Below are 11870 nucleotides of genomic sequence, written 5' to 3'. Positions count from 1 at the left end.
TTATATATTAATAAATTTCGTGAGTCGGGATACATGGAACAAAAAATAGGTAATCTAAAAGCAGGAATGGAAAACGTAAATATAAGTGGTAGAGTTCTCCAAGTTGGAGAACAAAAAGTCGTACAAACAAGAAATGGCCAAAGAACCATTAGAGAAATCATATTAGGAGACGAAACAGGAAGAGTAAAACTAACATTATGGGGCAACCAAGGAGATACCATAAAAGAAGGACAAGTAATAAAAGTTGAAAACGGTTGGACTACTGCTTTTAAAGGCCAAGTACAATTAAATGCAGGAAGCAAATCCAAAATTTCTGAAGGAGAGGAAGAAGGAATTCCTCAAGCTGAAGAAATCCCAGAAACAATGCCAGAGGATCATTCACCACAGCCTAGAAGGAATTATGGTAGAGGAGGATTCAGAGGCGGAAGAAATCAATACAGAAGAAGACCACAAAGATCTAATTATGGTGGAGATGAGGAAGAGTGAATTTTGAAGAAATAAAGGATAAAAAACCACAAAAAGTAGGAGAATTCCTAGACAAAGCTGAAAATGGAGAAAATTACATAATAAAACTATCAGAAGATAAAATATATGAGGTTGCTCCAATAGCTTATTATATTTGGGCTATGTGTGACGGAGAAAAAACCGTAAATCAAATTGTAGACGAAGTAAGTAAAGAGGCAAACATAGAATTTGATCAACTTAAAGATCCTATATCTGCAGTCCTTGATCAATTACAACAAGCCTCTCTCATAACGTTATAAGTTATTTTTCACAATTATTTTTTATGAGAGCTATTTTACCTGAAGATAACCTTTTAACATATAAGCAAGCCTTATCTATTTTAATTAAAGAAAAGCCTTTAACATATAAGATAAGCGAAGTAAATCTTTTTGAAGCATTAAATAGAATATCTGCAGAAGACATTTATTCAAACATAGATTTGCCCCCATTCTCTCGATCTACTGTTGATGGCTTTGCCATAAAATCTAGTTACACACCAGGAAAATTTAAAATCAAAGCAAAAATAAATATTGGAGAAAGCACTAATTTAAGAATTGAAGGAAATGATGCAATAGAAGTAGATACAGGAGCTATGATACCAGAAGGAGCTGATGCTGTTGTTAAAATTGAAGATACAAAAATAGAAAGAGATTATGTTTTAATCCCAGAAAAAATTTCTTTTGGAAAAAATGTTGCATGGATTGGAAGCGATATTCCTAAGGGATTTGAAATAATAAAAAAAGGTGAAATACTATCTCCTGAGAAAATTGCGTTTTTATCTTCTGCTGGGATTGATAAAATTAAAGTTTATGATTTACCTAAAATTTACCTAATAATAACTGGAAATGAATTAGTTCATCCAGGAGAAAAACTGGAACCAGGTAAAATCTATGAGAGTAATTTATACTACTTATATGCTAGACTTGTTCAAGATGGAATTAAAGTAGTAGGATACGAAATTGTAAAGGACGATAAAAACGAAATTGAAAATGCTTTAGAAAGAGGAGCAGAAAAAGCGGATGTGATAATAACTACTGGAGGAACAAGCGCTGGAGAAAAAGATTTCGTACACCAAATAATTAGTGAGAAAGGAAGAATTATAGTACATGGAATTAAATTTAAGCCCGGTAAACCAACACTTTTTGGAGAATTCAAAGGAAAGACTGTAATAGGTTTACCTGGAAATATAGTCTCTACGATAATGGTATATGATAGAATAGTTTCCAAATATCTTTTACCTAGTAAATCTAATGATATTATCGCTACATTAAAGGTATTAACTGAATTATCTGCAGATAAAAAGAGATTTACGTACACTCCAGTTTATATAGTAAATGGTTATGCCATACCAATTCCTTTTGATAGTTACATGGTTGGAAGCTTTTCTTCTGCTGATGGATTTGTAGGCTTAGAACCCGGAAGCAAGATAAAGGAAAATGAAAGCATAGATGTTATAGTAAAAAATATCAATAATAATCCAACAATAATAGGAGAAGAAGATAAGAGATTTTACAATTTACCTTTTAGAAAAATATTTTTAGGATCATATGTAGGATATAAGGCTTTAGAAAAAGGGATTGGAGATGTTATAGTAGTAAGTTCTCTATATTGCACGCCAGAAAAGTATGACTATATGATTGAAAGAAATATACTAGTTAATGGAAATGAAAATCAGGAAGAAGTAGGTTATTTTGATTGGATAGGCATAAGTAAATTGATAAAAAATCCTGCAGTTAAATTGAAGTCACCTAATACTGCTATCAACTTTTTAGGAAAAGCTCGTGTTTATGCTCCAGAAGGTTATATAGATGGAAAAGAATTCGCAAAAGAAAAATTATACGTAGTAATTCTTAATAAGGATATTAAAGATAAATTCTTCTCCGGAATTTTTTAAAATAGCGTAAAATTAGGAAATCTTAAATATAGTTCTTTTTAAAGTAATCTGTGTCAGTAAGAGTTATAGCTTATTCAACATCAGCTAATTTGGGATCTGGATTTGATATTTTATCATTAGCTCATACTGCGTTTAAAGATGAAATTATTATTGAAGAAAATAAAGAAAAAAATAAAATAGAAATAGAGTCTAATGATAGAATACCTTTACAAATAGAAAAGAATTCAGCAGGATTAGCAGCAAAAATGTTGCTTCAAGATAAAGGAATAGATAGAGGAATAAAAATTAAAATAAAGAAAGGAATTCCTTTCGGTTTAGGATTAGGAAGTAGCGGAGCCTCAGCTGCAGCTTCTGTACTCGGAATAAATGAATTATTTGATTTAAAGTTAAGTAAGAACGATTTAGTAAAATATGCAATGTTAGGTGAACAAGCCTCTTCTGGATCTCCTCATCCTGATAATGTTGCAGCAAGTATATTCGGAGGCATAGTCTCAGTAAGTTCAGTTTCTCCAGTTAGAGTAGTAGAAATTCCTGTAAATTTAGATTTTAATATTTTACTGATAGTTCCTGAAGGACAAAAAGAAGGTAAAACTAAAAAGGCAAGAGAAATGTTACCTAATCAGATAAGTTTATCTAAATATGTTAATAATTCGAGATATCTTAGTTCTTTTCTACTAGGTATTATAAAAGGAGATAAAGAGCTTGTTAGAATGGGATTAAATGATGATATAGTAGAAGTTGCTAGAGAGCCATTATTTCCATATTATAAGAAAATAAAGGAAATAGCTTTAAAAAACGATGCTGTAGGAAGTTGCGTTAGTGGTGCTGGACCAAGCATTCTTATATTATATGATAATGATACAAATTTAGATAAAATTAAGAAAGAAGCTTATGATGTCTGTTCTTCTTATGATGTCAAATGTAACTTTATAGAAGCAAAATTGGCAGAAGGTGCAAAACATGAAAGACTCAACTAAATCAGTGAAAGAAGATATTGATGAATTTACTGGAGCTATAACTACACCTATTTATCAAACTGTAGCATATGCGTTCCCTCAAGGAGAAAAGTTCAGATATACTAGAGAATTAAATCCAACTGTATTAGAATTAGGAAATAAGATTGCAGAATTAGAAGAAGCAGAAGTTGGCATGGCTTTCTCCTCTGGTATGGGAGCAATAACAACTACTTTGTTAAGCATACTTAAACCTAAAGATTCAATTATTATGCCAATGGATACTTTCGGAAGGAGTCTAAGGTTTGCTTCCGATTTCTTAAGAAACTGGGGAGTAAATGTAACAATAAGCAAACCAGGGAATGATAACTTTATTGAAAATTTGAAATCTAAAAGATTCTCTGTAATTTTTATTGAAAATATAACAAATCCAATATTAAGAGTTATGGACGTAGAAGAGATAGGCAAAATTGCAAAAGAAAATAATAGTATCTTTATTGTAGATTCAACCTTTGCTACGCCAATAAATCAAAAGCCACTAAAGTTAGGTGCTAATATAGTAATTCACAGTGCATCTAAGTTTATCGCTGGACATAATGACGTTATAGCAGGATTAGCTGCAGGAAATGATAGCTTATTGAAAAACGTTGATCTTATGAGAAGAACATTAGGGACTAGTTTGGAACCATTCACAGCATATTTAACGATAAGAGGCTTGAAGACGTTAAAAATCAGAATGGATACAATAAATAGAAATGCAGAGCAAATTGCAGAATTCTTACAAGATCATCCTAAAGTTAAAAAAGTATACTATCCTGGATTAAAATCTCATCCTGATTATAATATAGCTAGAAGATTATTGAACGGATTTGGTGGAGTAGTTAGTTTTGAAGTCAGAGGGGGAAAAGACGAAGCTATAAAAGTAATGGAAAACGTGAAGACTATAATTCCTGCACAAAGCCTAGGAGGAGTGAATTCATTAATTTCTCATCCTGCTACCATGAGTCACAGAACCTTAACTAAAGAAGAAAGAGAAGCAGTGGGCGTTACAGATTCTTTATTAAGGCTTTCAGTTGGAATAGAAGATGTTGAAGATTTAATTGAAGATTTAGATCAAGCATTACAAAGCATAAAATGATTAGATAATTGCTTTTATTTCCTTTTTTATTTCATCTTCTAACATTAATTTTATTTCCTGTCTATGTATCCTCGTTAAATGAAGAAACAATCCTCTTTTTGTAAAAGGACCTTTGTTACATAGTTTACAATATAATAAATGATTTTCTTCGTTAGATAACCAAAAAGCTACTCTATCTACTGCTGTTTCAGCTATTTGTTTTGATGAATATCCTACTGTCTTAGTTATTTCATCTTCTTTTAACGCAATATGCGATGCTTTCTTAGCTGTAATATCAATTAATTTTTCTGCTGTTATTGAGATTCCGCTATCCATTTTCCTCTCACTGATGCTATTCCTATTGCCACTGTTAATAAACCTAATAGTCTTTTCATTTTTAAATAGTAATCATTTGTTTCTAATATAGAACCAAAATCATTTATATTAACTCCTAATCCGCGTAATACTCTTTCAATTCTGACTTCTAAATCAGCATAATTATATACTATTTCTCCATTATCAATAGATTTTTTCATTTGTAATGCATCATCTAATGTGGTTCCAAATTCGTCTTCAGAAATTTCATCAAATATTTGAGTTAATTTTCTAGATATTCTTGAGCCTAACATTTCAGCTAAGCCTGGATAATATTCAATTGGTGCCATCTCAAATATCCATAAATCAACGTATTTACTTACTATTTCATCTATATCTTTTGATTCACCTTCTAATGCCTCAACTATTGAGGCTGCAGACACTATATGAGCTAATGCTTCACCTACCTTTATTTCTTCATTAGTAAATGAAGTAAACTTTGATTCTATGCTCAATCTAAACCACTTAATCCTTAAATTAACAATATGAAGTTTAAAGATGAGACTCAAATAATACATATCAAGTCTAGAGCGTATCCAACTAGAATGGCATTTAATAGCTAAAAGTATAAAGTGCCAAAAAATATTTTAAGTATATGAAAATTCTCGCTTTCGGGATAGGTGGTGGAGGAGATGCTTTATCTACTCTTATTCCTTGGACGTATTTCAGAAAACTAGGACATGAAGTAAAAATTGGAGCCGTAATTTGGGAGAGATACGTTGAAGATCCACTCCCTGGACCAATATGCGAAGAGGATCTAAGAAATTTTGAAAAAATTAATGACTCTGTTTATCTAGTAACAGATAAATCTTATGCTGTACGTTCTGGAAGAAAGATTGTTCCTCAATTAATGAGAGTTTTATCTTTGATAAATGATTTTGGATATGCTATTTGTAATAAAAATGGAGATATAGGAATGGCTAAAGGATTAATTGACCTAATGAATAAGGAGAATTTTGACCTAGTAGTAGGTGTAGATGCTGGAGGAGATGTATTAGCAAATGGAGATGAGGAAGGATTAGGAAGTCCACTAATAGATTCTATATCTCTTTCATGTTTAGTAAAAATAGAAAAATCGATGTTAGGTATAATTGGAGCAGGAAGTGATGGAGAGTTAGAATATAACTATATTTTAAAAAGAATTAGTGAAATTGCAAAAATAGGCGGATTGATAGATTCTAAAGGCATTGATGTTGATACCGCAAATCTAATGGAAAAAGCTTTAAAAATCGTAAATACTGAAGCGTCAAAAATACCTTTAGATGCGTTTAAAGGATTATACGGTGAAGTTAAAATTAGAAATGGCACTAGAAAGGTGTTTGTTACTCCAGTCTCATCAATAATGTTTTTTGTTGATCCTAAAAAGTTGGCTGAAATTTCTGGAATATATAAGATTGTAAAAGACTCTAACAGTTTAGAAGAAGCTAATGAAAAGTTTCATAAGCATAAAATTTATACTGAATATGATTTTGAAAAAGATCTATATGAGAAATTTGGATTAAATGCAAGTAATACTACAAAAAGCGATATTGAGATTTTAAGAAAAAAAGGTATTGAAAGAATAAAGTATGGAAATACTTTTAACTAACGTTTAGAAAATATAACATGTGAATACGTTACAGGACTTAAAGGATGAATTCGGATTCACGGATGAAGAACTTAATTTTGCGTTAGATCGAGCAAAGGGTATGATTTTAGGCTTTGCTATGGAATACAGGGCAAGAAAAGTTCTTGAAGAACTAAATTTTACAAATATAAAGTCTGTTGATTTGCCTACTCATGATATAGAAGCTGAAAAAGATGGTGTAAAGTATTTTATAGAAGTTAAGGCAAGCAAGAAATCACCAACTAAAGAATATAGTGCTTATAAAATAGCTATGATGGCTAAGCTTAATGGAGTTCATTTAACTTTAGTTATGATTCCGAAACCTAATCTTATGCCTACAGAAGAAATTTTAAGTAAACCAAAAAGAGTATTGTATGAATTTTTCAAGATCTTCTTTAGCGGAAATTCGAGTCAATTAAAGGAATTCTTAGAGGATAACAATAATAAAACAATATTGTTATCATACGATAAAGTTATTAGCCATTATATTCAAGAAATTCCGAAAAATAACTCATTTGAAATTGTAAGATCTATTCTTTGAAGCTAAAGATATTAGTTGAGCTTCTGCTTTATCTAGGAATTTATATACAGTAGAATGTTCTTTTCCTTCTATTAGCAATTCTATTGCTTTTTTTGCTATTGTTAGTTGATCGTAAATTCCTATAATAGCTACAATATGATCTTTTATTGAAATTAATACTCCAGTATATTCTTGAATAATCTTTTTAGCTTTTCCGTTTTCTCCAATTATTCTTCCTTTTATTCTTCTTAATGCATCTGGATTACTACCTATGGCTTGTTTCAAATCTATAACATCTAACATATAATCGTCACTCATTAGTTTCAATGCTTCATCAACATTAAATCCATAGTCTATTGCTTTAATTATTGAAACTACTTTCATAGCATCATAAGGATTTGAAGACGAATTAACGTTAAATGTTTTTGTTTTATCGTCATAAGTAATATCGACATCTGATATTTCTTTAAGCTTAGGAATAATTTGTTGTATTATCCTTATTTTCTCATCTGATGTGCTAACAAACATTGCTTTTCAAGTAATTATGTTAAATCTCTTTAAAATTTCTTCAGTATCATTAACTTCTATACCTTTGCTTTCAAAAAATCTGTTTATATTTTCTATATCCCTTCTTAACAATTCTGGTGCATTTTCGCTTTCAATAGATATGCTTTGGCTAACATCAATTATGTATATTTTATCGTATACGATAATATTATATTCGCTTAAATCTCCATGAACTAATTTAGCTTTATTAACCATAAGATCTATTTGGCTTAAAATTTCTTCATACATGTCTTTGGTTATTTCTTCATCAGGAAGTTCTTTTAATAATGGAGCTCTTACACCGTTCTCTCCAATAAAATTCATTACTAAAATATGTTCTTGAACTAGAATTGGTTTGGGAACATTTACTCCTGATTCATATAATATAGAAAGGTTTTTAAATTCCTTTCTTGCCCAAATAGAAATTAACTTTTTTGTATTACTAGCTTTTATATTCTCAAATCTTTTATCTCCAAATGTGTATTTTTGTATAGCTTTTTTAGATGCCGAAGTCGAAACATAATAAATTTTTACTGCATAAAAATTCCCATCATATGTTTTTGCAGGATATACTTTTGCTTCCTTACCAGAAGAAATAGCTCCTAGGTAGTAATCAATTCTTAATTTTCTTGCAATATCCTGCAGAAGTAGATATGTTCTAGGGTCAATTGTAGAATCTACGACTTTAAAAAGATCTGCATCTTTACGTCTTTTCTCTATTTTTTTCTTTTTTTCTGACAATTTTATCCTCTTAATTGGTCTAATACTTCTCTATCTACAATTTTATTTTCTACAAGCTTTCTTATTTCATCGTGCATATATCTATACATTATATCTCCTTTATCTGATTGAAAATCCCAAGGAGCTACAAGTACTACATCTCCTTCTTTTATCCAAACTTTTTTCCTCATCCTACCAGGTATTCTAGCAGTTCTCTGCTTTCCATCAGTGCAAAGAACTACTATATGTTCAGCTCCTAACATTTTCTTAACTACACATATTACTTCTCCTTCTTCAGGTTTCATTAATTCCCTTGGAGAAGGACCTTGCGAAACTTTTTTTGGCAACTAATTGACCACCTTGATTATATTTATTAAATAATTATTAAAGCTATATTGGCCTTAAAAGTTCTATAGCCATAGCAGTTGATCCTCCAGTACCATGGCATATGCTTGCTATTCCTCTTTTGCCATCCATCTTGGATAATACATTTATAAGTGTAGTTATAATCCTTGCTCCACTTGCTCCAATAGGATGTCCTAATGCTATAGCTCCTCCGAAAACATTAAGTTTATCGTAAGGAATACCAAGATATCTGTTTGCTAGTACGCTATTAACTGCAAATGCTTCATTATTTTCAAAATAATCAAATTTGGAAATATCAGTGTTTAATTTCTGTAATAATTTCTTTACTGCAAATATTGGAGCTTCAGTAAATCTCCAGCTCTCAATTCCTGCCCATGAATATCCTAAAATTTTAGCTATAGGATCTATTCCAAGTTCTTTTACTGCTTTTTCGCTTACTATAACTAATGCAGATGCTCCATCAGACAATTGTGAGGAATTTCCAGCAGTATGATATCCGTCTTTACTAAATGCTGGCTTGAGTTGAGATAATTTTTCTATGGAAGTATCTGCTCTTATGCCTTCATCTTTAGTTATTTCTGTATCACCTACTTTTACAGGGACTAATTCACTTTTTACAAGTCCTTTTTCTGTTGCCTCTGCTGCTCTCTTATGACTTTGATAAGCTACTTCATCTAATTCTTGCCTAGTAAAATTATGAGATTTTGCTACCATATCTGCTTCTTCTCCCATTAGTTTCATATTGAAAGGATCAGTTAATCCATCCATAAGCATTGTATCTATAAATTCTAATGATTTACCCATTAACATTTTTACTCCCCATCTAGCGTGAGATTTTAACGCTAATGATGCTTGGCTCATGCTTTCCATTCCTCCTGCTACTACAATATCTGCATCACCGCTCTTAATCATTTGATAAGCGTTAGCAACACTCATCATCCCAGATGAACATACCATATCTACGGAATATCCATCTACTTCGAATGGTATACCAGCCTTATATGCTGCTTGTCTAGCTAAATCTTGTCCATGTGCTGCCCTTAATATATTACCCATAATTGATATTTCTACTTTTTTTGGATCGACGTTAGCTCTTCTTAGGGCTTCTTTAATTGCGGTTGCTCCTAAATCTACTGGACTAATATCTTTAAATACTCCTCCAAATTTTCCTATGGGTGTCCTAACTGCTGAGGCTATGTAAACTTCTGTCATAGGACAATAATATGTATAAACCTTTTTAAATTTTTTAAACAAAAACTCCCTTTAGATCGAAAAATGAGTAATCTATAATTTCTACATCGTACCATTTACCTAATTCTGACTTCTTTACTACTACTGGAATATAATTCATTGTCCTACCTATAATTGTATTATTTTTTCCTTCTTCTGTAGCTAAAATCTTCATCCTTTTACCTAGATATTCTTTATGTAATTGAAGAGATAGATCTTCATACAGCTTATACGCTATTTTCATTCTATCTTTTTTTACAGAGTCTGGAATTTGTTTCATTAATGAACTTTTAGTATTTGGCCTCAATGAGTACATTGCTAAATGAATTTTTTCAAATTTCAATTCCTTCATTAAATTCAGAGTATTTTGGAATGCGCCTTCATCTTCTCCAGGATGCCCGATGATAATATCAGTAGTAATATTAATATTTGGTATCTTTGATCTAGCTTCATTTACCAGATCTTTATATTCGTCTACAGTATATTTTCTGTTCATTAATTTTAATACATTATCGTCTCCACTTTGTACTGGTAAATGAAGAAATTTATACATTTTTCTATTTTTTAAAACTTCTAATATACCATCTATATCTCTTTCAAATTGTTCTGGAGTCATCATTCCTATTCTTATCATAAAATCTCCTTCTACATTAAGAACTTCTTGAAGCAAATCTGAAAGCTTTACTTTACCTCCTAAATCTAAACCGTATGCTGCAGCGTCTTGGCCTGTTAGTTCTATTTCTACTGCTCCATTATTCACTGCTTCCTTAACTGAATTTACTATGCTACGTATAGAGTAACTTCTCAAAATTTTTCTGGCTAATTTCGTAATACAAAAATTACAATCTCCTGCACATCCATCAGCTATAGGAATTATAGAAATTTTTCCTTCAAATATTTTTGGTGTCTCCTCAATTTTTTCTGGAGAAATATAAAATATACTATTCGCGCTTTCTACTGCATCGACTATTTTAATAAGTGCTTGAGGACCTATTACTGACGCTTTTGGAGCTAAACTTTTAACTACTGCAGGTTCTGCACCAGCAAAGCATCCTGCGATAACTAGTTTCTTTCCTAGCTTTTCAAGTTCTCTTATTCTTGATTTCATTCTTTCTCCAGTTTCTAACCTTACGTCACAAGTATTCAATACTATAACGTCGGCTTTATTTAAATCGGATACTATTTCGTGATTTCTTTTTTGCAGTAACGTCATCATTATATAAGTATCTCCTTTATTTAATGCACAGCCATAGGTTTCAAAGTATACTTTCATCTCAACACAAATATAAACCTCTAATGCTTTTATAATCTTTGTGAGAATATGGTTGAAGATTACGAATATCTCTTAGATAGAGTTTACTCGAAATTACCTAAAAAAACTCAAGCAGAAGGAATTCAAAACTTACCATCACTAATAATTTTTAACGTTGGAGGTACTACTATTATTAGGAATTTTGGAGAATATTGCTATAGAATAAGAAGAGAAGATAAACTATGCATGAGATATTTACTTAAGGAGTTAGGAGCAGCAGGTTCAATAAGCGATAATGGACAATTGCTAATTCAAGGTAGATTTTCGTCATCGATAATAAATACATTAATGGAAAGGTTCCTTAAAACATATGTACAATGTACTACTTGCAAGAGCTATGATACGGTTCTAGTAAAAGAAGGAAAAATATGGTATATTCAGTGCTTAGCATGCGGAGCTAAAACCTCTGTAAAACCATTGTGATTTTCATGAATGTTATACTAAATATAATAAGGGAAAATCAGTATACTTTTGTGAATTTATGTGAAAAGGAATTATTAGGTAAAGAGTTTAAAGATGATAAAGCAATTTTAAGTATAAATAAGGAATTTTACGGTGGAGAAGAAGTAGATCTGGAATACGCTTTTACCCTATTTAATGAAGCTACTGTAGTAAGTATAGTAGGAAATAATATAGTTGATGAGGCAATAAAAAGAGGATATGTTCATAAAAATTCTGTATTAGAAGTAAAAGGAGTGAAATTTGCTCAAGTTTATAATTTGTGACC

At 31.0% G+C, this 11870-nt stretch carries 16 protein-coding genes; 9 read left to right on the top strand and 7 right to left on the bottom strand.

The window, feature by feature from the left end:
* Positions 1 to 33: 33 nt before the first annotated feature.
* From B6F84_RS03285 to B6F84_RS03265, 5 genes are read left to right on the top strand one after another with little or no spacing between them, the layout of a single operon-like run.
* Positions 34 to 486, top strand: coding sequence for an OB-fold nucleic acid binding domain-containing protein (locus B6F84_RS03285; RefSeq protein ID WP_148690909.1), 453 nt, complete (start codon positions 34 to 36; stop codon positions 484 to 486).
* Positions 483 to 764 carry a PqqD family protein gene (locus tag B6F84_RS03280; protein WP_148690908.1) on the top strand — a complete coding sequence of 94 codons (282 nt, stop codon included), beginning with the start codon at positions 483 to 485 and terminating at the stop codon, positions 762 to 764. The genes B6F84_RS03285 and B6F84_RS03280 overlap by 4 nt, the downstream gene beginning before the upstream one ends.
* A 23-nt stretch (positions 765 to 787) precedes the next feature.
* Positions 788 to 2398 (top strand): molybdopterin-binding protein, encoded by a 1611-nt coding sequence (locus tag B6F84_RS03275; RefSeq protein WP_148690907.1) that lies wholly within the window; start codon positions 788 to 790, stop codon positions 2396 to 2398.
* A gap of 50 nt (positions 2399 to 2448) precedes the next feature.
* Complete coding sequence (locus B6F84_RS03270; protein WP_148690906.1) at positions 2449 to 3375, top strand: homoserine kinase; 927 nt, start codon at positions 2449 to 2451, stop codon at positions 3373 to 3375.
* Positions 3359 to 4489 carry an aminotransferase class I/II-fold pyridoxal phosphate-dependent enzyme gene (locus B6F84_RS03265; RefSeq protein ID WP_148690905.1) on the top strand — a complete coding sequence of 377 codons (1131 nt, stop codon included), beginning with the start codon at positions 3359 to 3361 and terminating at the stop codon, positions 4487 to 4489. The genes B6F84_RS03270 and B6F84_RS03265 overlap by 17 nt, the downstream gene beginning before the upstream one ends.
* Here the strand turns inward: B6F84_RS03265 and B6F84_RS03260 are convergent, their stop codons facing one another.
* A complete protein-coding gene (locus B6F84_RS03260; RefSeq protein WP_148690904.1) occupies positions 4490 to 4804 on the bottom strand; it encodes a hypothetical protein in 315 nt (104 codons plus the stop codon).
* Positions 4783 to 5298, bottom strand: coding sequence for a hypothetical protein (locus B6F84_RS03255; RefSeq protein ID WP_236749031.1), 516 nt, complete (start codon positions 5296 to 5298; stop codon positions 4783 to 4785). Before B6F84_RS03255 ends, B6F84_RS03260 begins: the two co-directional genes overlap by 22 nt.
* Positions 5299 to 5438: 140 nt before the next feature.
* Here B6F84_RS03255 and B6F84_RS03250 point away from each other — a divergent pair, with 140 nt between their 5' ends.
* Complete coding sequence (locus B6F84_RS03250) at positions 5439 to 6431, top strand: DUF1152 domain-containing protein (RefSeq protein WP_148690903.1); 993 nt, start codon at positions 5439 to 5441, stop codon at positions 6429 to 6431.
* 19 nt (positions 6432 to 6450) lie between these two features.
* Entirely contained in the window at positions 6451 to 6990 is a 540-nt protein-coding gene (locus B6F84_RS03245; protein WP_148690902.1) for a hypothetical protein, read from the top strand.
* Here B6F84_RS03245 and B6F84_RS03240 read toward each other — a convergent pair.
* Genes B6F84_RS03240 through B6F84_RS03220 form a run of 5 tightly spaced genes read right to left on the bottom strand, consistent with a single transcriptional unit; the run spans position 6961 to position 11104 of the window.
* Complete coding sequence (locus B6F84_RS03240; RefSeq protein ID WP_148690901.1) at positions 6961 to 7497, bottom strand: RNA-processing protein; 537 nt, start codon at positions 7495 to 7497, stop codon at positions 6961 to 6963. The two genes, B6F84_RS03245 and B6F84_RS03240, sit on opposite strands and share 30 nt — an antisense overlap.
* A gap of 6 nt (positions 7498 to 7503) precedes the next feature.
* Entirely contained in the window at positions 7504 to 8256 is a 753-nt protein-coding gene (locus B6F84_RS03235) for a serine protein kinase RIO (protein ID WP_148690900.1), read from the bottom strand.
* Positions 8257 to 8258: 2 nt separating this feature from the next.
* Positions 8259 to 8582 (bottom strand): translation initiation factor aIF-1A, encoded by a 324-nt coding sequence (locus B6F84_RS03230; protein ID WP_148690899.1) that lies wholly within the window; start codon positions 8580 to 8582, stop codon positions 8259 to 8261.
* A gap of 43 nt (positions 8583 to 8625) precedes the next feature.
* Entirely contained in the window at positions 8626 to 9813 is a 1188-nt protein-coding gene (locus tag B6F84_RS03225) for a thiolase family protein (RefSeq protein ID WP_148690898.1), read from the bottom strand.
* Positions 9814 to 9847: 34 nt separating this feature from the next.
* A complete protein-coding gene (locus B6F84_RS03220) occupies positions 9848 to 11104 on the bottom strand; it encodes a tRNA (N(6)-L-threonylcarbamoyladenosine(37)-C(2))-methylthiotransferase (protein WP_148690897.1) in 1257 nt (418 codons plus the stop codon).
* Positions 11105 to 11152: 48 nt separating this feature from the next.
* Between B6F84_RS03220 and B6F84_RS03215 the strand changes: the two genes are divergently transcribed.
* Both B6F84_RS03215 and B6F84_RS03210 read left to right on the top strand, forming a co-directional pair.
* Positions 11153 to 11566, top strand: a complete 414-nt coding sequence (locus B6F84_RS03215; RefSeq protein WP_148690896.1) for a translation initiation factor IF-2 subunit beta — start codon at positions 11153 to 11155, stop codon at positions 11564 to 11566.
* Between the two features lie 5 nt (positions 11567 to 11571).
* Positions 11572 to 11868, top strand: a complete 297-nt coding sequence (locus B6F84_RS03210) for a DUF424 domain-containing protein (protein WP_148690895.1) — start codon at positions 11572 to 11574, stop codon at positions 11866 to 11868.
* Positions 11869 to 11870: the final 2 nt, after the last annotated feature.

The sequence above is a fragment of the Acidianus manzaensis genome, assembly GCF_002116695.1.
Classification (GTDB): Archaea; Thermoproteota; Thermoprotei_A; order Sulfolobales; family Sulfolobaceae; genus Acidianus; species Acidianus manzaensis.
The sequence above is the reverse complement of the archived record's forward strand: the minus strand, read 5'-3'. Positions and strand labels throughout refer to the sequence as shown.

Excerpts from the sequence above, each read along its gene's own strand:
- B6F84_RS03210 (WP_148690895.1), top strand. The coding sequence starts at position 11,572 with ATGAATGTTATACTAAATATAATAAGGGAAAATCAGTATACTTTTGTG.
- B6F84_RS03215 (WP_148690896.1), top strand. The coding sequence starts at position 11,153 with ATGGTTGAAGATTACGAATATCTCTTAGATAGAGTTTACTCGAAATTA.
- B6F84_RS03240 (WP_148690901.1), bottom strand. The coding sequence starts at position 7,497 with ATGTTTGTTAGCACATCAGATGAGAAAATAAGGATAATACAACAAATT.
- B6F84_RS03285 (WP_148690909.1), top strand. The coding sequence starts at position 34 with ATGGAACAAAAAATAGGTAATCTAAAAGCAGGAATGGAAAACGTAAAT.
- B6F84_RS03275 (WP_148690907.1), top strand. The coding sequence starts at position 788 with ATGAGAGCTATTTTACCTGAAGATAACCTTTTAACATATAAGCAAGCC.
- B6F84_RS03250 (WP_148690903.1), top strand. The coding sequence starts at position 5,439 with ATGAAAATTCTCGCTTTCGGGATAGGTGGTGGAGGAGATGCTTTATCT.
- B6F84_RS03265 (WP_148690905.1), top strand. The coding sequence starts at position 3,359 with ATGAAAGACTCAACTAAATCAGTGAAAGAAGATATTGATGAATTTACT.
- B6F84_RS03220 (WP_148690897.1), bottom strand. The coding sequence starts at position 11,104 with ATGAAAGTATACTTTGAAACCTATGGCTGTGCATTAAATAAAGGAGAT.
- B6F84_RS03225 (WP_148690898.1), bottom strand. The coding sequence starts at position 9,813 with ATGACAGAAGTTTACATAGCCTCAGCAGTTAGGACACCCATAGGAAAA.
- B6F84_RS03260 (WP_148690904.1), bottom strand. The coding sequence starts at position 4,804 with ATGGATAGCGGAATCTCAATAACAGCAGAAAAATTAATTGATATTACA.